This window comes from Pseudolabrys taiwanensis, from assembly GCF_003367395.1.
GTDB lineage: Bacteria > Pseudomonadota > Alphaproteobacteria > Rhizobiales > Xanthobacteraceae > Pseudolabrys > Pseudolabrys taiwanensis.
On record NZ_CP031417.1, the window covers coordinates 3241438 to 3267509 of the forward strand.

Consider the following 26072-nt stretch of genomic DNA (forward strand, 5'->3'; position numbering starts at 1 on the left):
GGCGGTACAAAGGCGCACGACCATGGCCGAACGGTGGTGAAGAAACCGCTATTTGCGCCGCACGACCCGGCCTTTGGACGGCTCACCGCCGACGCACGCCGTTCCCCTCTTCTGACACCGGCTGACAAATAAGAACGATGCGTTGTCGACCGAGGAGGCGCCGATGCAGGACGCCCCCCGCGGCATAACTCCCCGGCGCCACGCGCGCCGCTCCCGGCAAGTATTCAGCAGACGGAGCGCGCCGGGGTAAGAGAGCAAGCCCCTACTTCGTCGCCTGCAGCGCCTTCCACACGCGATCCGACGTCGCCGGCATGTCGAGGTTCGCCCCCTCCGGCAGAGCGTTTAGGATGGCATTCATCAGCGCCGGCGGCGCCGCGGTAGTGCCGGCTTCGCCCGTGCCCTTGGTGCCGAGCGGATTGGTCTTGCAGGCGATGGCAAAGTGTTCGACCGCGACTGCCGGCATGGTGTCGGCGCGCGGCATGCCGTAATCCATGAACGACGCCGAGACGAGCTGGCCGCTGTCGTCATAGACCGTGTTCTCGGTGAGCGCCTGGCCGAGCCCTTGCGCGACGCCACCATGCACCTGGCCTTCGACGATGGTTTCGTCGAGCACGTTGCCGCAGTCGCCGACCGCGACATAGTTGACGATCGCGAGCGCGCCGGTCTCGGTATCGATCTCGACCTCGGCAACGTGGCAGCCGTTGGGGAACGACGGCGGCACCTTGATGCTGCCGGTCGTGTCGAGGCTCTCGGGGATGACGCCCTGACGCGCCAATTCCGACGCGCGCTCCGCCACCTCGAACAGGCTCACCTCACGGTTCTTCACCGCGAACTTGCCGTCCTTGTAAGCAACTTCGTTCTCCTCGGCCTGCAGCAGCATCGCCGCGACACGCTTGCCCTTCTCCAGCACAAGATCGGTCGTGCGCGCGATGGCGCCGCCGCACATCATCGCTGAGCGCGATGCCACCGCGCCGAAGCCCGGCACATCGCGCGCCGAGTCGCCGGACAGCAGCCGGATATTGTCGAAAGGCACGCCGAGTCGCCGCGCGACGACGTTGCCGAATACGGTGCGATGCCCCTGCCCGCTCGCGCCAGATCCGATCGACACATCGACACGACCGCCGTCGCCGAAGCTGATGCGTGCGCTCTCCTCGGGCCACGCGCCGGCGATTTCGAGATAGCAGCCGAGACCGATGCCCCGCAGCTTGCCCTGCTTCTTCGCGGCCTTCTTGCGCGCGGCAAAACCGGCATAGTCGGCCCGCGCGAGCGCACGCTCCAAGACCGCCGGAAAGTCACCGCTGTCGTAGGTGCTCCCGAAGGCAGTCGTATACGGCATCTGCGCGGGCTGGATCAGGTTGCGCCGGCGCAGCTCGGCCGGGTCGATACCCGTCTGCACCGCGGCGGCCTCAATGACGCGTTCCAAAAGATAGCTGGCTTCGGGACGGCCAGCGCCGCGATACGGCCCCGTCGGCAGCGTGTTGGTGAAGACGCAGCGCGCGTTCAATTGCGCATGCGGAATGTCATAGACCGTCGGCAGGCAACCGGAGATATGCAAGGTCACCACGAAATGGGCGACGCCGGTGAAATAGGCGCCCATATTGCCGGCGACGTCGACGCGTAATCCCAGGAACTTGCCGCGCTTCGACAACGCCAGTTCGACAGTATAGACCGAATCGCGGCCCTGGTTGTCGGTAAGGAACGCCTCGGAGCGGGTGGACACCCAGTGCACCGGCTTCTTGAGCTTGCGCGAGGCGTAGAGCATCGGCACGTATTCGGGATAGAGCCAGCCCTTCATGCCAAAAGCGCCGCCGACATCCTCCGCGACGACGTGCAGTTCGTCCGGCTTGATGCTCATCGCCTCGCAAATCTGGGCACGCAAGCCGGCAAAACCTTGGTTGCCGCAGCGCAGCTCGTAGCGATTGTTGTCGAGGTCGTAGCTCGCCGTCGCGGCGCGCGGCTCGAGCGACGCCACCACCAGGCGCTGATTGACCAGCTCGACCTTCACCACATGCGCCGCTTCCGCGAAGGCCTTCTCCAGCGCCGCGTTCTTCTTGCCATCGGGATCCTGCGGTGCGGTCCAGTCGAATCCGACATTGCCGGGCGCTTCCGGCCAGAGCTGAGGGGCGCCGGGCTTCACCGCCTCGCGCACATCGGTCACGGGCCGCAGCATCTCGTACTCGACCTCGACCTTCTCAGCGGCGTCCTGCGCCTGTGCCGCGGTCTTGGCGATGACCATCGCCACCGGTTCGCCGACATGCATCACGCGGTCTTGGGCAAGCGAGGGGCGATCCGGCGAGTACGGCGTCTTGCCACCGCGCCCGGGAATGGGATGCGCATGTGAGATGGAGTGGAAATGCTCCGCCTCGAGATCGGCGCCGGTGATGACCGCTACAACGCCGGGCGCCGCTTTCGCTGCCGCGACGTCGACGCGCGCGATCTTGGCGTGCGCATGCGGCGAGCGCACGAAGAACGCCGCGAGCGCACCTTCCGGCTTGAGATCGTCGCCGAAGCGGCCGGCGCCGCGCAGCAGGGCATTATCTTCGACGCGGCCGTGCCAGTCGGCATGAGGGGTCGAGAGGGCGGCTGAGGATGCGGACATGCAATTCTCCAGAGCGAAATGTCAGAGCTGACGATCGGCGATACCGGCCTTGGCATAAAGCGCATTGATATGCGCCTTGACCTCGGGATCCGTCGTATCGTGTTCGGGCACATGTGCCCAGCCGGCCTTGGCGCGGGCGTAGATGGCCATCTCTTCATCCTGTTGCGAGGTGCCGCCCGAAATGCCGTAGGCGCCAACCATCTCATCGCCCCTGAAGATGGGCGCGGCCCCACCCGACGCGGCGATGCGTCCATTGGTCATAGCGGCGAGGCTGACCAGGAGCTGCGGATTGCGCTCCTTGAACCATTGCTGGATGACGAGACCGTCGGGAAAGCGTGGACTCATGGAGCGGAAGGCGGCAACCGTATAGGCCTTGGCGATCGCCGTTTCCGGCGTGATGAAACCAGCGTCGTCCATGCGCTCGACCGCGACGATGTGTCCCTCCGGCCCGACTACCGCGATCGACACCGGGACGCGCATTGCATCCGCTTTTTCGACCACGGCATCGATGAACGCGCGGCATTCCCGCGCCCGCAGTTTGGTCATTACCGTGCGTCCTCCCCGGAGCATTAAGCTTTGCTTAATTTCTTACGACTCGCAGTTAACCGCAAAACAACCGGTCCGGGAATAGTGTGCGCCAGCCCGGGACAGGATAATGGATCAGGATTCGCCGCCACCCGCCGCGACGCATGATTTGCGACTGGTCCTGGCGCCGGGCGGCGCCTGCTTTGCGGTCTGTCTCGCCATTCTCTCCGTGGCCGCACCCAATTTCGCCCCCTCGCTGACCGACAAACTGCTGTATGCGCTCGCGCTCGCCCTAGTGGCCATGGTGCTCGCCGGGCTTATCCTGACGCGGCGTCTGCGGCGGCACAATCTGCGCATTGGCGTCGCCCTGAATAATATGTCGCAGGGCTTGTGCATGTTCGACCGGCACGAGCGGCTTGTCATCTGCAACCAGCGCTATCGCGACATGTATCAACTGCCGGCGAGCGTAGCGAAGCCGGGTATCACCCGCACAGAGCTTCTGCGGTATCGCGCTGCACAGGGCACGTTCACGCTCGATATCGACGCGTATCAGCGCCGCGTCAGCACCGCAAATGCGGAAGGCAAGACCACCACGACCGAGGTGGTGAGCAACGGACGCCGCGTCGTCATCGTCAACCGGCCGATGCCGGATGGCGGCTGGGTCGCCACCCACGAAGATGTCACCGAACGGCGCGACGCCGCACGCGAACGCGCGGTGTTACAGGAGCAAGCCGAGCGGCGCGCGACGGTCGAACAGGCGATCGCGGGGTTCCGCCAGCAGGTCGAGGCGCATCTGCATAGCGTCAGCGACAGCGCTGTAGTGATGCGCGGGACCGCGGCCACATTGCTCACCAATTCGGCCCAGACCGCCAAGGGCGCCGAGAGCGCCGTCGGTGCCTCAAATGAAGCCTCGGTCAACGTCGACACGGCCGCGACCGCGGCCGACGAGCTCGCCAAGTCGATCGGCGAAATCGGGCGGCAGCTTGCCAAAGCTACCGACGTGGTCCGCGCCGCGGTTAGCGAAGCGCAGGGTACGAATGCACAGATCACCGCATTGTCCGACGCCGCCAAAAAGATCGGCGACGTCATCAAGCTGATCCGCGCCATCGCCGCGCAGACCAATCTCCTGGCGCTCAACGCCACCATCGAAGCGGCGCGCGCGGGTGAAGCCGGCAAGGGCTTCGCCGTCGTCGCCCAGGAGGTCAAATCGCTCGCGGTGCAGACCGCGCAAGCGACGGAAGACATCTCGGCTCTGGTCACGTCCGTGCAGAATGCGACCGGTGGTGCCGTAGCGGCGATCGGCCGCATCGCGCAGCGCATGCACGAGATCGATTCCTACGCCACCGCCGTCTCCTCCTCGGTTGAGGAACAGAGCGTGGCGACGGCCGAGATCTCACAAAGCGTCACCAACGCCGCCGAGGGCGCCAGGGTCGTGGTCAATGTCCTCGACGACGTCGCCGGCGCGGCGAGCGAAACGCGCGCGTCCGCCGAAAGCGTGCTTTCCGCTTCGCAGGCCGTCGAAGCGGCGGCTGCCGATCTGCGACGGGAAATCGAGAATTTTCTCGTCCGCGTAGCGGCCTAACTTCCTGCCCGCATGCGCCTAAACACGGTTTCGCAAAGCATTTTCGCCCGTTCAAAGAAACCTCGCGGCTTCGGTGCGCTGAAAACATCCTGATGCAACCGAAGATTTGCTGCATCCCGGTGCGGCCTCGGATAGTTTGCATCAGCAACGAAAGTCGAATGCGGAGAAATCGATGAGGCTGGGCTATTTCACGATGCCGGTGCATCCGATGCAGCGTCCCTGGGTGGAGACGCTGCATGAGGATCGCGAGGCCATCATCCTTGCGGACAAACTCGGCTTCTACGATGCGTTCATCGGCGAGCATCTGACCGACGCCTGCGAGAATGTCACCAACAGTCTCTTGTTCCACGCAACGCTGATCAACGACACCAAGCAGATCAAGCTCGCCTCGGGCACCTGCAATCTGTCGCAGATTCACCCGGTGGTCATCGCCGCCAACTGCGCGATGTTCGACCATCTGGCGCAAGGGCGCTTCATCATGGGCGTGTCGGCGGGCGCGCTGACCTCCGACGCCGAGGCGCTGGGCATCCTCGACGAAGACCGTAACAAGATGTTCGCCGAGGCGATCGACGTGATCCTGGCGATCTGGGAGCGCGAAGCGCCCTACAAGATCGACCTGCCGAACAACCGCTTCAAAGTGTCGACCGAGCGCACGCAAGCCTTCGATCTCGGCGTCGGCATCATGCCGAAGCCGTTCCAGAAGCCGCGGCCGGAGATCGTCGGCACCGTCGTGGCGCCGTTCTCGCCGGGCGTGGTGCTCATGGGCAAGCGCGACTTCCACCCCCTATCGGCGAACTTCCTGCTTGCCAAGCACATGAAGTCGCACTGGCAGAACTACGCCAAGGGCAAGGCCGAGGTCGGCGAGAAGGCGAAGGTCGAGGATTGGCGCGTGGCGCGCACGATTTTCGTCGCCGACGACGACAAGACGGCGTTGGCTTACGGCCGCGAAGATGCCAACAGCCCCTACCGGTTCTACTTCTCGCAGATGCGCGGCAAGATGAAGCGTGGCGGCCGACTCTACGTGTTCAAGAGCCACAAGGAGCAGCCGGACGAAGAGATCACGCATGACTTCGTCATGGACCACTGCGTGATCCACGGCACCGTCAACAAGGTCGTCGACCAGATCCTCAAAATGCGCGAGGAGATCGGCGATTTCGGCGAACTCGTCTACGCCGGTATGGACTGGGTGGATGAAAAGCTCGGCCGCCGCTCGATGCAGTTGATGGCCGAGGAAGTCATGCCCCGCGTCAACGCGGCGATCGCCAAGTCCGACGCAGCGGAATAGGCGCCTGTCGTCCCGGGCGAGCGAGACCCGGGACTCATACGCCGCAGTCCAGCCCGCCTCATCCTGAGGAGCCGCGCCGTGGCGCGGCCTCTCGAAGGATGGGGCGGCCCTCAGCGTGTGGTCCGGGAGAGGCTGCCGTGTATGGGCGCCTGACTTGTGTCGAATAGCGGCAGACATCGGACAACCCGATGCCTGCAGGGCCGACAAAATGACGGGCCTTCATCGGGCCTGAAACGTTCCCGCAATCAGCTTCTGAATTGCAGTCGAGCGTTTGGCCAACTCATCCACCTTGATGCAGGCCGCGACATAACGATCCGGCCGCAGCACCAGCACGTGGTCGTTATAGGCATCGAGACGCCCCCCGAACGACGACGGCGGAATAGCCACGGTTCCCGGAAGCGCGGCGTCGCCCAGCACAACGATACGTGCGTCGAGATCGCTCCACGGCTCGCCTTGCAACCGTGGCACCACCTCCCCCGCACGCGGCGACGTCACCAACAGCGCAAAGCCCTGCCCCAACAGGTCGTCAAGTCGCACATCCTTGCCGTCGCTCATCCGTATGTGCGGCTGCGGAATCATCCGGCCGACTAATGTCTCGCGCGCCCCGCCACTATCGGCCACGAGGAAGCCCTGAGAAAAGCGCGGCGGCGGTTTGAATTTCATCTGCGCGATGTAGTCGCGCGCCTTCGGAAACAGCGCCATCGCGCGGAAGCCCCATTCGATCGCGAAGGCCGTAAGCTTGTTGGCGGGCGACAACACGCGGCCGATATTGAACGCGAATTCGATCATCGCCCAGACGTGATCGCGCCGTTCCGGCTCGTAGCTGTCGAGCAAGCCGGGGCCGAGGCGCCCCTGGACGATGGCCGCCAGCTTCCAGGCGATATTGAAGGCATCGCGGACGCCGGAGTTCATGCCTTGCCCGGCGAAAGGCGGCGTCAAATGCGCCGCGTCGCCGGCGAGGAAAACGCGGCCCTCGCTCCAGCGCTCGGCCAACCGTGCATGGAAGGTGTAGACGACCTTGCGCACGAGACGGCTTTCCGGCGCTGCTTCGTGCGTCTCCATCAGATGCTTGATCATATCGGGCGCCAGCATGTCTTCGTCGCGCTCGTTCTCGTGCAGCAGGAACTCGTAGCGGCGCGTGAGATGCGGCCCCGGCAGGGCGATGCAAGGCCGCGCCGGATTGGAGAACACCTTGGTGTGCGGCGAGGTGACCGGCGAATTCTCCAGGTCGACGATCAGCCAGCGCTCGCGGAAGGTCGAACCGCCCAAGGCAATGCCGAGTGTCCGGCGCACGCCGCTCGACGCGCCGTCGCAGGCGATGAGATAGTCGGCGGTGATATCGGTTTCGGTGTCACCGTGTTTGACACGCAACGTGACCTGCTTGTCGTCCTGGGTGAACGAAACGAGCGCATGTTCGAACAGCGCGGTGACGTGCGGGAAACGCTTGAGCCCCTCGTTCAGTTGCTGCTCAAGGACGGGCTGACGGAAGGCGTTGCGGCGCGGAAAGCCGTAGGGCTGTTCGGTCGGCTGCACCTTGGCGAAGCACCGTCCCCGTGCCGAATAGTAATGCGAGCCGTAGCCGTGCACGGTCTCCGACATCACCGTCTCGACGAGACCGGCCGCCTGCATCGTGCGCAGACTCTCGTCGTCGATCGACACCGCGCGCGGTTCATGCACGGTAGCGGCATTGCGCTCGAGGATAACGCAGGCAACGCCGTAGACGCCGAGCAGATTGGCCAACGTCAAACCCGTCGGTCCCGCGCCGACGATGGCGACGGGATAGTGCAAACCTTGAATCATGCTTCCGTTCCCAATGCGCCGCGGCCGCGGAGACGTTCGATCTCCCGCGCTGCGGCGGATACGTTGGTGCGCAGGCGAGCGACGGCGCGCTCGCCGACACGCGGCGACAAAAGAACGAGGCTGAGGCTGCCCGCGATGCGCCGGCTGGCGTCGAAAATCGGCGCGGCGATGCCGAGGCGTCCGGGGTCGACCTCGCCCATCGCGACATAAGTCGGCTCGCGCCGCAGCGCGCGCAGGCTCGCCTTGAACTCCTCAAAGCTGTCGCCAAGGCCGGCGGCGCCGATCTCGCGCTTATGCTCCTGCCAGAGGTTGGAGATGATGCGCGGCGGCAGATACGCCAGGATGACTTTCGACGTGGAGCCGCGAAACATCGGCCGGCGGGCGCCGCGCTCGTAAGAAGAGACCGGCTCGCCGCTCTTGTTCGTTTCCTGGTGAATGCACATCACCATGCCGCGGTAATAGCGGCACAATAGCACCGCAGCCGGTTCGCGCACGCGCTTGAGCAGCCGCTCCATGACCGGGCGCGCCTGGCGCAGCACGGGATCGGCCTCGCGGATCTGGCGATCGAGCTCGACGATGGCGGGGCCAAGCACATAGCGGTTGCGCTGCAGCTTTTCGAGCAGGCCGGCCGCGACCAGGGTGTTGAAATAGCGATAGCTTGTCGCCAGCGACACGTTCAGCCGCTTGGCGGCGCGCTCGGGCGACCACACCGTGCGTTCGGCGGTGTACAGCGCGAGCAAGCCCAGCACTTTCTCGGCGCTTGTCCGCCGTTTGTCGCCGCGCTCGTTCATCCTCGGACGCATGCCACAGGGCCGCGGCCGGCGTCAAAAGTTCCTGCCGAATTTCTCAAAATACGCGAAGTTTGTGCAGACGCACAAAAAAAGGCGGGCACCAGGCCCGCCTTTTTCATCGTTCGTTTGAGGCGTTTATCGCACCGCCGGCAACGGCGCCGAGGTAATCCCGCCGCTCATGCTGGCCGGTCCGCCTTGCGCCGGCGGCATAGCCGCTGCGGTCGGCATGGTGCCGGCTGGCGCCTGAGCCGTATTCGCCATGGTCTGGGGGGGACGGCCGGGGAGCACCACCACACGCGTGCCGGTCTGCACACGGCTGTAGAGATCCTCGATGTCCTCGTTCAGCAGGCGGATGCAGCCCGACGACACAGTCTGGCCGATGGTCGAGGGCTGGTTGGTGCCGTGGATGCGGTACAGCGTGTTGCCGAGATAAAGCGCTCGCGCACCGAGCGGGTTGCCCGGGCCGCCGGCCATCATGCGCGGCAGATAAGGCTGGCGCTCGATCATCTCGGACGGCGGGAACCAATCCGGCCATTCCTTCATGCGCGAAATACGCTCGGTGCCGGACCAGGTGAAACCTTCGCGGCCGACGCCGATGCCGTAGCGCAGCGCCTTGCCGTTGCCGAGGACGAGATAGAGGTAGGTATTCGGCGTATCGACGATCAGCGTGCCGGCCGGCTCCTTCGTCTGGTAGTCGACCAATTGCTTTTGCAGATTTTCCGGCAGCGCCTTCGGCTGGCCGGTCTCCGGCTGATCCTCCGGCGGCAGCGTCATCACGCTGGCATTGTTGGCGCCCGGCTGGGCGGCGACACCGGGAGCGCCCGCGGGCGCAGCCCCGACCGACGCCGGTGGCCGTGTCACGGCATCTTGTGCGCGCTGATCGAATTGGTGGCCATAGGCCTGCGGAGGCACGTCCTGCGGCGCCAAGCCGGGTGGCGGCAGCGGCGCGGCATCGGCCTGCTCGTCCGAAGACAGGATGCGCTGTGGCACACCGACCGGAGCCGGGTTCTGGCTGTACTGGCGGCGATAGCCACGCCGTACAGGCACATCGTCCTCTTCTTCGTCCAGCCAGTAGCCTGGCGGGAGTTGTGCTTCATAGGCCGACGAAACGCCCCGCGACGGCGCGGCGCCCCGCGAGGTCTGCGCCTCGGCCGGAATGACAAAAAACGCCGCCGCGGCCGGCAGCGTCAGCAGAAAAACACCGCAACGTCGGATCATTCATCACCTCGGCGCGAGCAGCCCCCACCGCTGCGCGCATCCTGGATGCCCCGGGATGAAGGCACATTCAAGACATTATTGCGATAAACTCGGCCTGGCGGCCGACTAGTGCGCGGAAGCCACACGCCCGACAGGCGTCGGCCGCAGCAGCAGCAAAACCAGCGGCACCATGGTGGCGGCAAACAGGGCCGAAACCCAGAAAACGTCGATGTAGGCGAGCAGCGTCGCCTGACTGCCCACAGCCTGCCCGATCCACCCCGTCGCCAGCGCCTGAGCCTGGGGACGCGGCATGCCTTGGGCGAGAAAGTAGTCGGTCACCTGCCGGCTGACGTGCTGGTAGGCCTGGGACGCCGGATAGACGTTCTCGACCAGCCGGCTCTGATGGAATTGCGAGCGCTGCGCGATGACCGTATTCGCCAGCGATATGCCGAAGCTGCCGCCAAGATTTCGCGCCATATTTATCAGGGCGGACGCCTGGTTCGTATCCTCCGGCCGCAGGCCGGCGTAGGCGACGGCATTGATCGGGATAAACAGGAACGGCAACCCGATCATTTGGAACACCCGCGCCCAGGCGAAGAAGCCGAACGTCGCGTCCGGCGCCAGATTGGTCATGTGCCACATGGCGACGGCGATCACGGCCATACCCGTCGCGATCAGATATTTCGGCTGAATCCAGCCGGCCACCGCGCCGGCGAGCGGCATCATGATGAGCATGCCGAGCCCTCCCGGCATCATCGACAGACCCGAGAGATAGGCCGTGTAGTCGAAGGACGTCTGCAGCAACTGCGGCAGGATCTGCGTCGAACCGAAGAGAACCGCGCCGACCGACATCATGATCACGAACGACATCCCGAACTGACGGCTGAAGACGAGCCGCACGTCGACGATCGGATCGCGCCGCGACAATTCCCAGGGCAGGAACAAGGCAAAAGCCAGAACCGCTACCGCCGTGAAACCGAGGATCACGCCCGACGAGAACCAGTCGTCCTGCTGCCCGCGGTCAAGCACGATCTCCTGACAGCCGAGCCAGAGCACGACGAGCACCATGCCGATCCAATCGACACGCAGACCGCCGCGCAGCTTCTCGCGCCGTTCTTTCTTCAACGCGTCCGGCTCGACCAGAAGCCACTGTGTCAGCGAGAGAGAGATGATGCCGAAGGGCCCGTTGATGAAGAATATCCAATGCCAGGAAAAGTTGTCGGTGATGAAGCCGCCGAGCGTCGGCCCGACCGTCGGCGCGATGATGACGGCAACGCCGTAAAGCGCGAAAGCCTGCGAACGCTTCTCGGGCGGAAAACTGTCGGCGAGGATCGCCTGCTCACTCGGCGCCATGCCGCCGCCGCTCAATCCCTGCAGAATGCGGAACAGGAGCAACGACTGCAGATTCCAAGCCAGGCCGCAGAGAAACGACGCGACAGTGAACGTCGCGACGCACAGCATGTAGTAACGCTTGCGCCCGACGATGCCGGCAAGCCAACCGCTGATCGGGATGATCACCACGTTGGCAACCAGATAAGTGGTGATCACCCAGGTGGCCTCGTCGAGACCTGAACCGAGACTGCCCGCGATATCGCGTAACGCGACGTTGGCGATAGAGGTGTCGAGCACCAGCATGAAGGTGGCGATCGATACGACCGTGGCAATGAGCCAGGGATTGCGATCGCCAGCGGCCGAGCGGCTGCGATCCCACTGCCCTTGGCTCATCGCACGCGCACCCGCGGCACTACGGACATGCCGGGGCCGAGATGCACGTCCGGGGCTTCGTCGAACACGATCTTCACCGGCACACGCTGCACCACCTTCACATAATTGCCGGTGGCGTTCTGCGGCGGCAGCAGACTGAACGCGGTGCCGCTGCCGGCCTGAATGCTGTCGACATGCGCCTTGAAGGTGCGGCCAGGATAGGCATCCACGGTGACGTCGACCGGTTGGCCGACGCGCATGTCGCCGAGTTGGGTCTCCTTGTAATTGGCGGTGACCCAGACGTTACGCGGCACAATGGCCATGAATATCTGGCCCGGCTGCGCATAGGCGCCTTTGATGGCGCTCAGATTGGTGACATGGCCGTCGACAGAGGCGGTCACCACCGTGCGTTCGAGCGCGACCTGCGCCTGTTCGACCTGGGCATTGGCGGCATCGACCTGCGCGACCGCGCTGGTACGTTGCGCCTGCAGCACAGCGAGCTGCTTTTCCGCCGCGGTCTGATTGGCTTCCGCCGATGTCAGAGCCGCCCGCTTCTGGGTTAGATCGCTGTTGGCCTGCTGCGCCCGCTGTTCCGTGCCCGCGCCGGTCTTGAGCAGCGACTGATACCGATTGAACTCCTCCTGGCTGAAAGTCAGCGCCGCCTGCGCTTGCGTGACGTCGGTCTTCGCCTGCGCAATCTTCGCGTTTTGCGCATCGATCTGAGCATCGAGATTGCCGACATTGGCTTGCGCCTGCTCGCGTTGCGCCTGCGCTTGCGCCAGCGACGCGCGATAGTCGCGCTGATCGATGCGCAGCAACGGCGTTCCCGCCGTGACGAGTTGGTTGTCGATCACCGGCACGTCGACGATGGCACCCGCCACCTGCGCGCTTACTTGCACGCTATGCACGTCGATGAAGGCGTCGTCGGTGGATTCGAAATGCCGTGCGTTCAGCCACCAGGCGATGACGCCTGCCAGCACGACGACGATTACTACCGCCACGCCGGCCGTAATGTAAGGGTGCTCTCTGATTCTTTGACCGAAGGACGGCGATGCCTTGCGATCGTCCTCTCGCGACGAACCGCGGCGCTCGGGTGCCTGCGGCCGCTCAGCATCAGGAAATTGCCGCTCTACGCGTTCGGACACTTGCTGTTCGTGCTCTCTCAGCGCCATGCGCCGACACCCCTACCGGCAGCGCCCGCGACATCAATGACCGGGCAAAGCGATGGTTCCAGCGGCCTTCTTCAGGACGCGACGAGCAACGACGACCTGGAAAGCCGTCTGTGGGAGCCTCAGCACCTGTTCGATGGGACGGAGCTGTTTACGCCGCCAGAAGCCCATTCAACAGCGCTTCTTTGTAAGACGACCCACAGTTCCTTTTGCGGCCGATGTTGACAGACTGGAGCGGATTGCGTCCATTCGCGCCGCGCGTGGAGTTGCCATGTCCTCTCACATCCTCATTGTCGGTTGCGGCGCCATTGGCGGTCTTTTCGCGGCGGCACTTTCTGAAATTACGAAGGTCACGGCGTACGACGCCAATGCCGACCACGTCGCAGCGATCGAACGCGACGGCCTGCGTATCACCGGCAAGACCCCGCGCCTTGCACGCATCGCGGCGGTGAGCGACGCTGCTGCCTTGCAGGGCGTCGCATTCGACGCGGTCATCTTCCTGATCAAATCGAAATTCACCGCGCAGGCGCTGGCGCAACTCCAGCCGCGCCTCGGCGGCAAGCCGATGCTGGTGACCTTGCAAAACGGCATGGACAACACAGAGGTTTTGCTGTCGTCGCCGGCGGCGACCGTGGTGCGCGGCGTGACCATGAACGCCGGCCGCTACATCGGCCCAGGCGAGATCGAGAACCTGATCGAAGGCAAGAGCTGGCTCGGTCCCGTGCGCGGCACCGTCGAGGATGTGAAGCCGCTCGCCGCCTTGCTCACCGCCGCGGGCTATCCAACGGATGTATTGGCCGACCCGATGGGCGCGGTGTGGTCGAAATTCATCTTCAACTGCGTGATGAACCCTGTCGGCGCTTTGATGATGGGCGACAATGCGGCCCGCTACGATGTGGCCGAGATGCGGACGCTCATCGACGACATGGCCGCAGAGTGCATGGCCGTCGTCCAGGGGCTCGGCGGTTCCTTTGCCTTTCCGCCCATGGAATTCGTCGAGAAGGTGCGCGCCGGCGAAATTCCCCTCTCCAAGCATGCGGGCTCGATGGCGCTCGACATCGCCCGCGGCGCGCCGACAGAGATCGACGAACTGACGGGGTTCATCGTCCGCGAGGGCGACAGGTTGGGCGTGCCGGTGCCGGCGTGCCGGACGGTTTACCGGCTCGCCAAGGGGCTAGAGGCCGCCAGCGCAAGACGCGTCCCGGTCGCCAGGTAAAACAAGGAGTTAGCCGGGGACAGCGGGTATCTTATCCCCGCTGTCCCCGTTATCCTGACAGCACAGGATTCCGGCCTGCCGTCCGTTAATCCCTTAGGCGACGGACTAATATGGACCGGAATCGAGAATGACGGCCGCCAGATTTCGATGGACGATAGTGACGAAGCGCTCATGGCTCGCGTCGCGCGCGGCGACCAGCCGGCGTTTCGCGCCCTCGCGCGCCGTCATCTGCCGGCAATGGTCGGACTGGCCCGCCGCGTCCTCGGCAATACCGCCGACGCCGAGGATGTCGCACAGGAAGCCATGCTGCGCGTCTGGACCCATGCGCCGCGCTGGCAGCCCGTGGCGGCCTTCAAGACCTGGCTCACGCGCATCGTGGTCAATCTCTGCCTCGACCGGAAAAGACGCGCAGCCTGGGTGGACCTGGAGGAGGCCGGCGATCTCGTCGACCGCACGCCGGACGCCGTCGAGCGGATGGAAACGAACGAGCGCGAACGTCAATTACAGAGCGCAATCGAGAAGCTTCCCGACCGGCAGCGCGCCGCGATCGTGCTTACCTACAGTGAAGGCATGAGCAATGCGCAGGTTGCGGATATCCTCGACACATCCGTATCGGCGGTCGAAACGTTGCTCATTCGCGGCAAGCAGAACCTGCGCCGCGCGCTGGGCGGACTTATCGACGAGGAAGGCTGAGAGGGCGCATAAAGATGAATAACGAAGAGCTCCAAATTTTTCTCGATAGCCACGGCACCGATCCGTCTGTCTGGCCGGAGTCGCAGCGCGCCGCTGTGGAAAAATTTATCGCCAGCAGCGCGGAAGCGCGCGCGCTGTTTGAAGGAGCGCGACGGTTTGACGCGCTGCTGACGCGCACGGCGTCGCGCGCGGGCGCAGACGAGGCCGCCGCTGCGCGCGTCCTTGCCCGCCTGTCAGATCTGCCGGCGCAGAAGAGACCGTTCTGGCATTGGCCGCTGGTGTTGCTCGATTGGCAATTCGCGCCGGCGTGGCCGCGCATGGCGGCGCTCGCGTGCTGCGCGGCTGTTGGCTTCGGGGTCGGCATTGCCGGGCTCGACCGCACGTTGGAGCGTTACGAATCGTTGCAGACGGTTACGACGCAAACCGATATCGCTTCGATTTTCGAACCTGAGGCGCTGACCGGAGCTCGCCCATGACCATGGCTCAGACTTTGCCGATGGCCGAACGACGCTCCACGCGTTGGTTGCTGCTTGGTTCGCTCGCCCTCAATCTGTTTTTCGTCGGCGTCGCCATCGCCATGCTGATCCGCGGTCCGGCGCCGCCGCCGACCTGGGACCGCAATGTCTTCGTGCGCGTGGAGCGTATTGCGGCCACTCTTCCACCGGCTGACGGCGACGTACTCCGTGGCAGCATCGACAATATCCGACCGGCGCTGGAAGCCGCCCAGACGGAATACCGCGGCTCGCAAGACAGTATCCGCGAAGCGGTGCGGCAAGAGCCCTTCTCTGTTGAAAAGATGCGGGCCGCCATGACCCGAACGCGCACGGCGCGACAGAACTTCGATCAGATTTTACAGGGCGCCTTCGCCGATGCCGCGGCAAAAATGTCACCATCCGGACGTCAAGCACTTGCAGCGTGGCCACCGGGCCGGAATTCCACAAGCAAGCCGTAATCGTTCCAGCTAAAGTTCATTTCCGTCGGCGTGGTATTTGAAAGCTTACATATGCGTTGCGACCAGATTTCGACTCGAACGAGAACAAAACGAACGGCACGGCCATTTATGACCATGTTAGGCGCTACATGCCTCGTCATACCGCTCGGCGGCTGCTTGCTCTCGAACGACAAGCCCGCGCCGGGGCTCGATATTCCGCAGGCCTATAGCGCCGGCCCGAAGAACGTGAAGGTGGCCGAGGCGTCGCTCCCATCGCTCGATTGGTGGCGCGGCTTTCGGTCGCGCGAACTGACGGAAATCGTCGAAGAGGCGCGCGATGCCAACCTCGATATCGCCGCCGCCGTGGCGCGTATCGTCCAGGCTGATGCCAATTCGCGGATTGCCGGCGCCGCTCTGCTGCCGGCCATCGACTTCAACGGCGATGCCGCGCGCAACCAGGCCTCCAAGACGACAGGTCTCGGCAACGGCCAGCCGTTCGTCGACAACAGCGGCTTCAGGGTTTCGAACACCGTATCGGCGACGCTAACGGCCAGCTACGAGATCGATTTCTGGGGAAAAAACCGCGCCGCATTGCGGTCGTTTGAGGAGAGCGCCGCCGCCAGCCGCTTCGATCGCGACGTTGTGACGCTGTCGACCGTTGCTACCGCGGCGAACTCCTACTTCCAGGTGCTGGCGGCACAGGACCGTCTGCGCGTCGCGCGCAACAACCTCGCCGCCGCGCAACGCGTGCTCGCCCTCATCCAGCAGCGCGTGAACGCGGGTACCGCGTCCGCGCTCGAGACCTCGCAGCAGGAGAGCTTGGTCGCGACGCAACGCGCGTCGATTCCGCCGCTCGAGCAGACCGTCGCGCAATTCCGCAACGCGCTCGCTGTGCTGATGGCACGCTCGCCCGAGCGCGTCAGCATCCGCGGCGGCTCGCTCAATTCCATCGCCGCGCCGCGCGTGACGCCGGGCCTGCCTTCGGAACTGTTGGCGCAACGCCCCGACATCCGCGAAGCGGAGGCCCAACTCGCCGCCGCCGATGCCAATGTCTATAACGCGCGCGCGCAGCTTCTGCCGAGCGTCTCGCTGACCGGCGAAGGCGGCTACCAGAGCTCGGTATTCAAACTGCTGATGCGGCCGGAGTCGGTCATCTTCAATGCCGCCGCCGGTCTCACGCAGCCGGTATTCGAGGGCGGCCGCCTGCTCGGCAACGTCGACTTCCAGAAGGGCCGGCAGGATGAGCTGCTGCAGAATTACCGCAAGGCGGTGATCTCGGCCTTCTCTGACGTCGAGACAGCGCTGAGCGCCATTCGCAATACGACGCAGACGGAGCAGCTGCAGCGCGACGTGGTCACGGCCTCGCAGCGCGCCTTCGATATTTCCGAACAACGTCTGCGCGAGGGCACGATCGATCTCGTGACCGTGCTGCAGACGCAGCAGACCTTGTTCACGGCCCAGGACGCCCTGGTGCAAGCGCGGCTCGCGCGCATGCAGGCGATCGTCAGTCTTTATCAAGCACTCGGTGGGGGGTGGCACCCGAAACCCGTGGAAGCGTCGAATGCACGGTGAACTTCCGAAAATCATTGTCGCCAAGAAGGGCAGCCGCGCACGTCGCTATGTCGTCTCCGCGCTCGTGCTGCTCGCGATCGGCGGCGCTCTTTATTACGTCTACGGTGGCAGCGGCACGCAGCAGCGGCGTGGCCCCGGGCGATTTGCCGGCATGGAAGGGCCTGTCCCTGTTCTTGCGGCCCAGGTCGTGGCCTCCGATATGCCGGTCTATTTGAATGCGGTCGGCACGACACGGGCGCTCAACACCGTCACCGTGAAAGCGCAAGTCGACGGCAAGCTGCTCGAGGTCAATTTCAAGGAAGGCCAGGACGTCAAGAAAGGCGACATCCTGGCGCGCATTGATCCCGTGACCTATCAAGCCACGCTCGACCAGGCGATCGCCAAGAAAGCGCAAGACGAAGCGCTGCTCGCCAACGCCAAGAACGATCTCGACCGCTACGAGAAGCTTGCCGCCACGAACGCGATCAACAAACAGCAGGCCGATACCCAGCGCGCGCTTGTCGCGCAGTATACGGCGCAGGTGCAATCCGACGCCGCCGCGATCGAAAGCGCGCAGGCGACGCTCGGCTACACCACGATCACCGCGCCGATCGACGGCCGCACCGGCATCCGTCTGGTGGACCAGGGCAATATCGTCCACGCGTCCGACTCCACCGGCATTGTCGTCATCACGCAAATCCGGCCGATTGCCGTGACCTACAATCTGCCGCAGCAGGATCTGCCCCAGGTGAACGCCGCTTTCGCCAAGGGCCCGCTGGCCTCCGATGCGCTGCGCTCCGACACCAACCAGGTGCTCGACCGCGGCACGCTGACGGTGGTCGACAACCAGGTCGATTCCTCGACCGGCACCGTGAAACTCAAGTCGGAATTTCCCAACGCCGATCTGCAACTGTGGCCGGGACAATTCGTCAATGTGCGGCTGCTGATCGATACGCTCAAGCAGGTGACCGTGATCCCGACCGGTGCCGTGCAGCGTGGGCCGAACGGCACGTTCGTCTATGTCGTCAAGGATGACAACAGCGCGCAAATGCGTCCCGTACAGGTGCGTATGCAGGACGAGAACCAGACCGTGATTGCCAACGGCGTGACGCCGGGCGAACGCGTGGTCACGACGGGCTTTGCCCGTCTGACCGACGGCGCCAAGGTCGCTGTCAGCAGCGGCAACGCGGCGGCCGGCGCGGCGCCGGCGACAGGCGGTGCGCTGCAAGGCGTCGGGACGCGTGACGGGCAACGGCCGGCGGGGACTCAAAACGGCGAAAGACGACAGCGGGGCGGCGGGGGTTCAAGAACGAACGCGCCACAATGAGCGTCTCATCCCCATTCATTCATCGGCCGATCGCCACCTCCTTGCTCGGCGTCGCGGTGATGCTGGGCGGTCTGCTCGGCTATTGGTGGCTGCCGGTCTCAGCCCTGCCGCAGGTCGACTTTCCGACCATCCAGGTCACCACGCAACTGCCCGGCGCGAGCCCTGACACCATCGCTTCGCTGGTGACGGCACCGCTCGAGCGTCAGTTCGGACAGACGCCGTCCTTGCAGACGATGACGTCGTCCTCGTCCTTCGGCATCAGCCAGATCACGTTGCAGTTCGACCTGTCGCGCGACATCGATGCCGCCGCGCAGGACGTCCAATCGGCCATCAACGCGGCCGCGTCGACACTGCCGAAGAACCTGCCCTACCCGCCGCTTTATTCGAAGGTGAACCCGGCCGACGCGCCGGTCATCACGCTGGCCCTCACCTCGAAGAACACTGACCTGCGCACGCTGAGCGATCTCGCCGATACTATCATGCAGCCACGGCTGTCCGAGGTAACCGGCGTCGGCCGCGTTTCGGTGCAGGGCGGCTTGCGGCCGGCGATCCGCATCCAAGCCGATCTGTCGCGGCTGGCCGCTTACGGCATCGCGCTCGAAGACCTGCGTACGGCCATCGTCGGCGCCAATGTCGCCGGCGCCAAAGGCTCGCTCGACGGCTCGCACCAGGCTTACAGCATCGCCGCCAACGACCAGCTCGCCAGCGCCGCCGCCTACAAGGCGATCACGGTCGCGTATCGCAACGATGCGCCGGTGCTTCTCTCCGACGTCGCCGACGTGGTTGAGGGCCTCGAGAATTCGCGCGTCGGCGCTTGGTATAAGGGCCAGCCGGCGGTCGTCATCGACGTGCAGCGCCAGCCCGGCGCCAACGTCATCGAGACGGTCGAACGCATCAAGGCGGAACTGCCGCGGCTGCGCCGGGCGATGCCGGCAGGCGCCGACCTCACCATCGTCAATGACCGCACCACCACCATCCGCGCCTCGATCTACGACGTGCAATTCACGCTGGTGCTGTCCATCGCTTTGGTGGTGCTGGTGGTGCTTGTCTTCCTGCGCACCATCCGCGCCACCATCATCGCCGGCGTGGCGTTGCCCTTGTCGCTGATCGCGACCTTCGGCGTCATGTGGTTCTGCGGCTTCTCGCTCGACAACCTGTCGCTGATGGCGCTGACCATCGGTACAGGCTTCGTGGTCGACGACGCCATCGTGATGATCGAGAACATCGTCCGTCACATGGAAGATGGCGAGTCACCGCTCGACGCGGCGTTGCGCGGCGCAAAGGAGATTGGCTTCACCGTCATCTCGCTGACATTGTCGCTGATCGCGGTGTTCATCCCGCTGCTGTTCATGACCGGCCTCGTCGGCCGCATGTTCCGCGAATTCGCGCTCACGCTCACCATCGCGGTGGTAGCCTCGGCGGTCGTGTCGCTGACCCTGACGCCAATGATGTGCGCCCGCATCCTGCGCCGCGAGCACGGCGGCAGCGGCAACGCGCTGACGCGTCGCTTCACGATGCTGGTCGACCGCACGGTCGAAGCCTATCACCGCAGCCTGCTGTGGGTTTTGCGACATCAGCCGGCGACGCTGCTGGTAACGTTCCTCACGCTCGCCGCCACGATCGCGCTTTATGCCGGCATGCCGAAGGGGTTCCTGCCGCTGCAGGACACAGGCATGATAACGGCGATCACCGAGGCCGGCACCGACGTCTCCTTCGGCGAGATGCAGCGGCGGCAAGGCGAGGTCGAGGCCGTGATCCGTCGCGATCCCGACGTCGCCGGCGTTGTGTCCGTGATCGGCGTCAGTACGTTGAACGCCACACCCAATGCCGGTCGCCTCCAGATCATCCTGCGCCAGCGAGACGAACGCAAAGACCGCGTCGAAGCGATCGTGGCCCGACTCAAGCAGGCCGTGGCGCCGCTTCCCGGCGTGAACGTGTTCTTCCAGGCGACGCAGGACATCCAGATTTCGACCCGCGTCAGCCGTGCGCAATACCAGTACACATTGACCGGCACGGACCGCCCGGAAGTGGTCGAATGGTCTGACAAGCTGGTGCAGGCGCTACGCGGTTCGCAGGTGCTGCGCGAGGTCGCGTCCGAAGCGCAGGAAGGCGGCCCGCGCGTGCAGGTCGACGTCGACCGCGAGCAGGCGGGGCGCCTGGGCGTGTCGATGCAGAGCGTGACCGATACGCTGTACGACGCCTTCGGCCAGCGGCAGGTGTCGACGATTTACGGCCAGTCGAACCAATATCGCGTCATTCTGGAGGCACAGCCGCGCTATCAGCAGGATCCGAACTCACTGTCACAGATCTATGTGACGGGCGCGCGGACCTCGACTGGCACCGCAGCAACCGTCTCGACCACGGCGACGGGCACGACCAACACCAACACGACAGCGACGCCCAACACGACGACCGGCTCGACACAGGTGCCGCTGTCGGCCTTTGCGCGCTTCGTACCGACGTCGGCGCCGCTCGCCATCGCGCATCAGGAGCAGTTCCCGAGCGTGACGATCAGCTTCGATCTCGCTGACGGCTACGCGCTCTCCGACGCGGTGGCGGCGATCACCACAGCGGAACGGGCCATCGGCATGCCCGGCTCGGTGATGGGCACCTATTCTGGCGACGCCGCCGAATTCGCCAAATCGCTGGCCGGCGAACCTTGGCTCATCCTCGCCGCCGTCATCACGATCTACATCGTGCTTGGCGTGCTCTACGAGAGCTTCATTCATCCGCTCACGATCCTCTCCACCCTGCCCTCCGCCGGCGTCGGCGCGCTGCTGGCGCTGATGCTGTTCGGCTACGACCTCTCGGTGATCGCGCTCATCGGCATCGTGCTGCTGATGGGCATCGTGAAGAAGAACGCCATTCTGATGATCGACTTCGCTATCGAAGCCGAGCGTAAGGAAGGCATGAGCCCCGAGGAGTCGATCGTGCAGGCAGCGCTGCTGCGCTTCCGGCCGATCATGATGACGACGCTGGCCGCGCTGTTCGGCGCGCTGCCGCTGGCGCTCGAAGGCGGCACCGGCTCGGAGCTGCGCAATCCGCTCGGCATCACCATCATCGGCGGTCTGCTGCTGTCACAATTGCTCACGCTCTACACCACGCCGGTCATCTATCTCTACATGGAGCGGCTGCGGCTGCTTCTGTCGGGCGGCACCGCCTCGCGGCCGCAGCCGGCGGAGTAGTCGATGCGACGCCCGCTACATACTCCGCTCATTCCCGCGAACGGAGCAGAGTCATGAACTTCTCCGGCCCGTTCATCCGCCGCCCCATCGGCACGACGCTGATTGCCATCGGCTTGTTCCTCATCGGCGCTGTGGCTTATGCGTTCCTACCGGTCGCCAGCCTGCCGAGCGTGGAACTGCCGACCATTCATGTCAGCGCCAGCCGGCCCGGCGCCGATCCGAACATCATGGCCGCGACGGTCGCGGCGCCGCTCGAACGGCGGCTTGGCGAGATCGCCGGCGTCACCGAGCTGACGTCGACGTCCTCGCTCGGCGCGACCAGCATCACCGTGCAATTCGACCTGTCGCGCAGCATCGAGGGCGCCGCGCGCGATGTGCAGGCCGCGCTGAACGCGGCGCTCAGCGACCTGCCCGGCGACATGCCGACGTTACCGACCTTCCGCAAGATGAACCCGTCGGCGGCACCGATCCTCATCCTCGCGCTGACGTCCAAGAATCTGTTGGCCAGCGACATTTACGACGCCGCCGACAGCGTCATCGCGCAGCGGCTCTCGCAAGTCGAAGGCGTCGCGGATGTGACCGTGGCCGGCTCCGAGCAGCCGGCTGTTCGTGTGCGTGTCGATCCCACCCGACTTGCCGCGATGGGCGTGTCGATGGAGGACGTGCGGACGGCAATTACCAATGCCAATGCCGCCGGGCCGCTCGGATCGTTCGAAGGCACAAGCCGTGCCACCACGATCGGCATCAACGACCAGCTCACCGCGCCAGCCGATTACGGGCCGCTTGTGGTGAAGACGGTCGACGGCACGGTGATCCGCCTCTCCGACATCGCCAGCATCAGGCCAAGCGTGCGCAACAGCCGCTCCGCCGGGTGGTTCAATCGCGATCCCTCCGTGCTGCTGATCATCACCAAGCAGGCCGATGCCAACGTCATTGATACGGTCGACGGCATCTACGCCCTGCTGCCCGAACTCAAGCAATGGGTGCCGGCCGGGCTCGACATTTCCGTATTGACCGATCGCACGCAGACCATCCGCGCCAGCGTGCTCGATATGCAACTCACTTTGGGCGCCACGGCCATCCTGGTAATGATGGTCGTGTTTCTGTTCTTGCGCCGGACCGCGCCGACCATTGCCGCCGGTGTGACCGTGCCGCTGTCGCTTGCCGGCACTTGCGCGGCCATGTGGGCGGCGGGCTTTTCCATCAACAATCTGTCGCTGATGGCGCTCGCGGTCTCCGTGGGCTTCGTCGTGGACGACGCCATCGTGATGATCGAGAATGCGTTCCGCTATCTCGAGCGCGGCGTCTCGCCACTGCGCGCGGCCATGACCGGCGCCAAGCAGATCGGCTTCACGGTCGTCTCGATCAGCATCTCGCTCATCGCGGCTTTCATTCCGCTGTTGTTCATGGGCGGCATCCTGGGGCGCCTGTTCCGCGAGTTCTCGGTTACTCTCGCCTTCGCCATCGCCGTCTCGACGTTCGTTTCGTTGACAGTGACGCCGATGATCTGCGCCTATTTCGTGCGCCAGCCTCCGAGCAAGACCGCAACGTGGCTCGACCGGCGCGTCGAAGCCGTGCTGTCGCGCATGATCGGTTTCTACGACCGGACGCTCGGCTTCGTAGTCCAGCAGCGCGCGCTGACGATCATCGTCTTCATCGCCACCATCGTGCTGACGGCCGGGCTCTTCATCAAGGTGCCCAAGGGCTTCTTCCCGCAGGACGACACCGGCCTGATCTTCGGCGGCACGCAGGCCTCGACCGACATTTCCTACGAAGCGATGCTGAAGTTGCAGGAGCAGGCGATGGACATCGTCCTCGCCGATCCAGCGGTCTCCGGCCTCGGCTCCTCGGTTGGCAGCGGCGGCGGCCCCGGCGGTTCGTCGATCAATCGCGGACGCCTTTTCATCGGCCTGAAGCCGCTCGAAGAGCGGGGCAACGTCAGTTCACAGCAAGTCGTGAACCGTCTGCGTGCCAAGCTGGGACGCATCCCCGGCATTCGGGTCTTCATGTTTCCCGCCCAGGATCTGCGTGCCGGCGGACGCCAGAGCGACTCGCAATATCAGTTCACCTTGTGGAGCGCGGACATCGATGCGTTGCAGACCTGGGTGCCGCGCGTCGTCGAGCGCGTGAAGCAGATACCCGGGCTCGTCGATTTCAACACCGACCGCGAACAGGGCGGCTTGCAGGCGAACGTCACGATCGATCGGCAGGCGGCGGCGCGGCTCGGTGTCCGCATCCAGGACATCGACAACGCGCTCAACAACGCCTTCTCGCAGCGGCAGGTCTCGACCATCTACCGTACCCGCAACCAATATCGTGTGATCCTGGAGGTCGACCGGCCGTTCTCGCGCGATCCGAACGATCTCAGCCAGATCTATGTGCCGGGCAGCGGCGGCGCGCAGGTGCCGCTGTCGACCGTGGCGAAGGTCACGCGCGGCATCGCGCCCTTGGTCGTGAACCATCAGGGCCAGTTCCCGTCCACCACCATCACGTACAATCTCGCGCCCGGCATGACGCTGGAAGCGGCGACCGCCGCCATTTCGCAAGCGGTGGCCGAGATGCACATGCCCGACACGATCCGCACCGACTTCGCCGGCGATGTTCAGCAGTTCAAGCAATTCGCGCAGTCGCTGTTGCTGCTCGTGGCCGCGGCCTTGATCGCGGTCTACATCGTTCTCGGCGTCTTATACGAGAGCCTCGCGCATCCCCTCACCATCATCTCCACGCTGCCGTCGGCGGGCCTTGGTGCTTTGCTGGCGCTGCAGGTCTCCGGCACCGAGCTCACGGTGATCGCCTTCATCGGCGTCATCCTCTTGATCGGCATCGTGAAGAAGAACGGCATCATGATGGTCGACTTCGCGCTCGAAGGTGAACGGCGGCGCGGCCTGTCACCCGAGCGCGCCATCCACGAAGCCTGCCTCGAACGCTTCAGGCCGATCTTGATGACGACCCTGGCCGCGCTTCTGGGCGCCGTGCCGCTGGTGATCGCCGCCGGCCCTGGCTCGGAACTGCGCCGGCCGCTCGGCATCACCATCATCGGCGGACTTCTGGTGTCGCAGATCCTGACGCTCTACACGACGCCGGTGATCTATCTGATGCTCGACAAGTTGCACCGCAGACTCGGCGGCGGCCTGCCGAGCTTCGTGCGCCGCCGCCCGCCGAGTTCACAGCCGGCGGAGTAATAGACCGCGGCAAGTCAGATTCGGCTATTTCGGTCGAGCAAGGTCCCAGCGAAGATCAGCAACCCGGCGAAGGTCAGGCCAAAGCCGGCCCACACGGCTGACAGAAGGCCAAGTCCAGCGCCGATGGTCAGGCCGCCACTCCACGCGCCAATGGCGTTCGCCACATTGAGGGACGCGAGGTTCATCGCGCCCATCAGCGACGGCGCCTCGGGCGCAAAGCGCGTCAGCCGGACTTGGATGGTCGGAATGGCAATCATCATCGTGAGACCGACCCCGAACATCGCCGGCAACATGACCCAGGCTCGCACGCCAGCGGAGGCCAGGATCGCCAACACAAGGAGGGCGGCGCCGAAGCCGACGAAGATACGCCGCGCCGCATTGGCATCCGCCAAGCGTCCGCCGAACAGATTGCCCGCGGTCATGCCGCAGCCGAAAAGAGCGAGAGCCACCGGGATCATCTCGGGCCGAAGCTTGGCGACATCGGTCACCATCGGGGCGATGAAGGAGTAGACGGCAAAGATGCTGCCGACGCCGACCGCCGCCACCAGCATCATGCCCCACACCCGCGGTTTGCGGAACGCACTCAATTCCTGCAGGACCGAATTGCCGGCAAGCTCGCGCGTACGCGGCACCCAGATCAGCAGCGCCGCGAGCGCCAGCATGCCGGCAACCGCGACGGCGAGGTACGTGCTGCGCCAGCCGAGCGATTGGCCCAGGAAAGTGGCTAGCGGCGAACCGAAGATGGTTGCGACGGTGAGCCCCGTCATGACGATCGCGAAAGCCTTGCCGGCATGACCGGGGCCGACGATGTATGACGCGACGACAGCGCCCGCGCCGAAATACGCCCCTTGCGGCAGACCGCCAATAAAGCGGGCCGCCATCAACCATCCGAGGCTGCTGGATATTGCCGACAAGAGATTTCCGACGACGAAGAGCGCCATCAGGCCAAGCAACAAGGTACGGCGGTTCAGCCTGGCAGCGGCCAACGTCACCAGCGGCGCTCCAACGACGACACCGAAGGCATAGGCCGTCACCGCGTCCGTCGCCTGCGCGATGCCGATGCCCAAATCCGCCGAGAACAGCTGGATGATACCCATGCTCGCAAACTCGGATGTACCGATGCAAAAACTGCCGAGCGCGAGGGCGAACAAAGTCAGGCTGCGATTTTGGCGCGTCCTTTCGTCAGTGCAGTGAACCGCAACAGCCTCACACTGTGCGGCATAGGCTTTCTCGAGTGGATTGATGGCGCGGAGGGCATCCTCAACGTTTGTTGATTCCGGATATGTTTGCGGCATGATGAGCTCCAGTGTCAGTGCGTTCAGCAAGCTCCCGAGG

The 26072-nt window shown here is 64.8% G+C and carries 18 protein-coding genes; 10 read left to right on the plus strand and 8 right to left on the minus strand.

Annotated elements, in window-relative coordinates:
* Nucleotides 1–262: 262 nt before the first annotated feature.
* Nucleotides 263–2599 (minus strand): xanthine dehydrogenase family protein molybdopterin-binding subunit, encoded by a 2337-nt coding sequence (locus tag DW352_RS15510; RefSeq protein ID WP_115692183.1) that lies wholly within the window; start codon nucleotides 2597–2599, stop codon nucleotides 263–265.
* Nucleotides 2600–2620: 21 nt separating this feature from the next.
* A complete protein-coding gene (locus DW352_RS15515) occupies nucleotides 2621–3145 on the minus strand; it encodes a GlcG/HbpS family heme-binding protein (protein WP_115692184.1) in 525 nt (174 codons plus the stop codon).
* Nucleotides 3146–3254: 109 nt separating this feature from the next.
* Between DW352_RS15515 and DW352_RS15520 the strand changes: the two genes are divergently transcribed.
* Entirely contained in the window at nucleotides 3255–4706 is a 1452-nt protein-coding gene (locus DW352_RS15520) for a PAS-domain containing protein (protein WP_115692185.1), read from the plus strand.
* A 172-nt stretch (nucleotides 4707–4878) separates the two neighbouring features.
* Nucleotides 4879–5991 carry an LLM class flavin-dependent oxidoreductase gene (locus DW352_RS15525; RefSeq protein ID WP_115692186.1) on the plus strand — a complete coding sequence of 371 codons (1113 nt, stop codon included), beginning with the start codon at nucleotides 4879–4881 and terminating at the stop codon, nucleotides 5989–5991.
* 219 nt (nucleotides 5992–6210) lie between these two features.
* On the opposite strand, the gene DW352_RS15530 is transcribed toward DW352_RS15525, so the two are convergent.
* From DW352_RS15530 to DW352_RS15550, 5 genes are all read right to left on the minus strand, one after another.
* Complete coding sequence (locus DW352_RS15530; protein WP_115692187.1) at nucleotides 6211–7791, minus strand: bifunctional 3-(3-hydroxy-phenyl)propionate/3-hydroxycinnamic acid hydroxylase; 1581 nt, start codon at nucleotides 7789–7791, stop codon at nucleotides 6211–6213.
* Complete coding sequence (locus DW352_RS15535; protein ID WP_210209843.1) at nucleotides 7788–8582, minus strand: IclR family transcriptional regulator; 795 nt, start codon at nucleotides 8580–8582, stop codon at nucleotides 7788–7790. The genes DW352_RS15530 and DW352_RS15535 overlap by 4 nt, the downstream gene beginning before the upstream one ends.
* A 135-nt stretch (nucleotides 8583–8717) precedes the next feature.
* Complete coding sequence (locus tag DW352_RS15540) at nucleotides 8718–9800, minus strand: L,D-transpeptidase (protein ID WP_115692189.1); 1083 nt, start codon at nucleotides 9798–9800, stop codon at nucleotides 8718–8720.
* 105 nt (nucleotides 9801–9905) lie between these two features.
* Nucleotides 9906–11504 (minus strand): DHA2 family efflux MFS transporter permease subunit, encoded by a 1599-nt coding sequence (locus DW352_RS15545; RefSeq protein WP_115692190.1) that lies wholly within the window; start codon nucleotides 11502–11504, stop codon nucleotides 9906–9908.
* Nucleotides 11501–12484, minus strand: coding sequence for an HlyD family secretion protein (locus DW352_RS15550; protein ID WP_245434126.1), 984 nt, complete (start codon nucleotides 12482–12484; stop codon nucleotides 11501–11503). The genes DW352_RS15545 and DW352_RS15550 overlap by 4 nt, the downstream gene beginning before the upstream one ends.
* Before the next feature lie 223 nt (nucleotides 12485–12707).
* Here DW352_RS15550 and DW352_RS15555 point away from each other — a divergent pair, with 223 nt between their 5' ends.
* The 8 genes from DW352_RS15555 (at nucleotide 12708) to DW352_RS15590 (ending at nucleotide 24737) form a co-directional block, all read left to right on the plus strand.
* Nucleotides 12708–13868 carry a ketopantoate reductase family protein gene (locus tag DW352_RS15555; protein ID WP_115692192.1) on the plus strand — a complete coding sequence of 387 codons (1161 nt, stop codon included), beginning with the start codon at nucleotides 12708–12710 and terminating at the stop codon, nucleotides 13866–13868.
* A 171-nt stretch (nucleotides 13869–14039) separates the two neighbouring features.
* Entirely contained in the window at nucleotides 14040–14561 is a 522-nt protein-coding gene (locus tag DW352_RS15560; RefSeq protein ID WP_245434127.1) for a sigma-70 family RNA polymerase sigma factor, read from the plus strand.
* A gap of 14 nt (nucleotides 14562–14575) precedes the next feature.
* Nucleotides 14576–15037 carry a hypothetical protein gene (locus DW352_RS15565; RefSeq protein WP_115692194.1) on the plus strand — a complete coding sequence of 154 codons (462 nt, stop codon included), beginning with the start codon at nucleotides 14576–14578 and terminating at the stop codon, nucleotides 15035–15037.
* Nucleotides 15034–15513, plus strand: a complete 480-nt coding sequence (locus tag DW352_RS15570; RefSeq protein WP_115692195.1) for a periplasmic heavy metal sensor — start codon at nucleotides 15034–15036, stop codon at nucleotides 15511–15513. The genes DW352_RS15565 and DW352_RS15570 overlap by 4 nt, the downstream gene beginning before the upstream one ends.
* A gap of 114 nt (nucleotides 15514–15627) precedes the next feature.
* On the plus strand, nucleotides 15628–17064 hold the full coding sequence (locus DW352_RS15575) for an efflux transporter outer membrane subunit (protein ID WP_342634872.1): 1437 nt from the start codon (nucleotides 15628–15630) through the stop codon (nucleotides 17062–17064).
* Nucleotides 17054–18370 (plus strand): efflux RND transporter periplasmic adaptor subunit, encoded by a 1317-nt coding sequence (locus DW352_RS15580; protein WP_115692197.1) that lies wholly within the window; start codon nucleotides 17054–17056, stop codon nucleotides 18368–18370. Before DW352_RS15575 ends, DW352_RS15580 begins: the two co-directional genes overlap by 11 nt.
* Complete coding sequence (locus DW352_RS15585) at nucleotides 18367–21555, plus strand: efflux RND transporter permease subunit (RefSeq protein ID WP_115692198.1); 3189 nt, start codon at nucleotides 18367–18369, stop codon at nucleotides 21553–21555. The genes DW352_RS15580 and DW352_RS15585 overlap by 4 nt, the downstream gene beginning before the upstream one ends.
* Before the next feature lie 53 nt (nucleotides 21556–21608).
* Nucleotides 21609–24737 carry an efflux RND transporter permease subunit gene (locus DW352_RS15590; RefSeq protein ID WP_115692199.1) on the plus strand — a complete coding sequence of 1043 codons (3129 nt, stop codon included), beginning with the start codon at nucleotides 21609–21611 and terminating at the stop codon, nucleotides 24735–24737.
* A gap of 14 nt (nucleotides 24738–24751) precedes the next feature.
* Here DW352_RS15590 and DW352_RS15595 read toward each other — a convergent pair whose 3' ends face one another.
* On the minus strand, nucleotides 24752–26032 hold the full coding sequence (locus DW352_RS15595) for an MFS transporter (protein WP_115694434.1): 1281 nt from the start codon (nucleotides 26030–26032) through the stop codon (nucleotides 24752–24754).
* Nucleotides 26033–26072: the final 40 nt, after the last annotated feature.

What these genes read in the sequence shown, in the direction of transcription:
- DW352_RS15510 (WP_115692183.1), bottom strand. Translation starts at nt 2,599, where the DNA reads ATGTCCGCATCCTCAGCCGCCCTCTCGACCCCTCATGCCGACTGGCAC.
- DW352_RS15515 (WP_115692184.1), bottom strand. Translation starts at nt 3,145, where the DNA reads ATGACCAAACTGCGGGCGCGGGAATGCCGCGCGTTCATCGATGCCGTG.
- DW352_RS15520 (WP_115692185.1), top strand. Translation starts at nt 3,255, where the DNA reads ATGGATCAGGATTCGCCGCCACCCGCCGCGACGCATGATTTGCGACTG.
- DW352_RS15525 (WP_115692186.1), top strand. Translation starts at nt 4,879, where the DNA reads ATGAGGCTGGGCTATTTCACGATGCCGGTGCATCCGATGCAGCGTCCC.
- DW352_RS15530 (WP_115692187.1), bottom strand. Translation starts at nt 7,791, where the DNA reads ATGATTCAAGGTTTGCACTATCCCGTCGCCATCGTCGGCGCGGGACCG.
- DW352_RS15535 (WP_210209843.1), bottom strand. Translation starts at nt 8,582, where the DNA reads ATGAACGAGCGCGGCGACAAACGGCGGACAAGCGCCGAGAAAGTGCTG.
- DW352_RS15540 (WP_115692189.1), bottom strand. Translation starts at nt 9,800, where the DNA reads ATGATCCGACGTTGCGGTGTTTTTCTGCTGACGCTGCCGGCCGCGGCG.
- DW352_RS15545 (WP_115692190.1), bottom strand. Translation starts at nt 11,504, where the DNA reads ATGAGCCAAGGGCAGTGGGATCGCAGCCGCTCGGCCGCTGGCGATCGC.
- DW352_RS15555 (WP_115692192.1), top strand. Translation starts at nt 12,708, where the DNA reads ATGGTTCCAGCGGCCTTCTTCAGGACGCGACGAGCAACGACGACCTGG.
- DW352_RS15560 (WP_245434127.1), top strand. Translation starts at nt 14,040, where the DNA reads ATGGCTCGCGTCGCGCGCGGCGACCAGCCGGCGTTTCGCGCCCTCGCG.
- DW352_RS15565 (WP_115692194.1), top strand. Translation starts at nt 14,576, where the DNA reads ATGAATAACGAAGAGCTCCAAATTTTTCTCGATAGCCACGGCACCGAT.
- DW352_RS15570 (WP_115692195.1), top strand. Translation starts at nt 15,034, where the DNA reads ATGACCATGGCTCAGACTTTGCCGATGGCCGAACGACGCTCCACGCGT.
- DW352_RS15575 (WP_342634872.1), top strand. Translation starts at nt 15,628, where the DNA reads ATGTTAGGCGCTACATGCCTCGTCATACCGCTCGGCGGCTGCTTGCTC.
- DW352_RS15580 (WP_115692197.1), top strand. Translation starts at nt 17,054, where the DNA reads ATGCACGGTGAACTTCCGAAAATCATTGTCGCCAAGAAGGGCAGCCGC.
- DW352_RS15585 (WP_115692198.1), top strand. Translation starts at nt 18,367, where the DNA reads ATGAGCGTCTCATCCCCATTCATTCATCGGCCGATCGCCACCTCCTTG.
- DW352_RS15590 (WP_115692199.1), top strand. Translation starts at nt 21,609, where the DNA reads ATGAACTTCTCCGGCCCGTTCATCCGCCGCCCCATCGGCACGACGCTG.
- DW352_RS15595 (WP_115694434.1), bottom strand. Translation starts at nt 26,032, where the DNA reads ATGCCGCAAACATATCCGGAATCAACAAACGTTGAGGATGCCCTCCGC.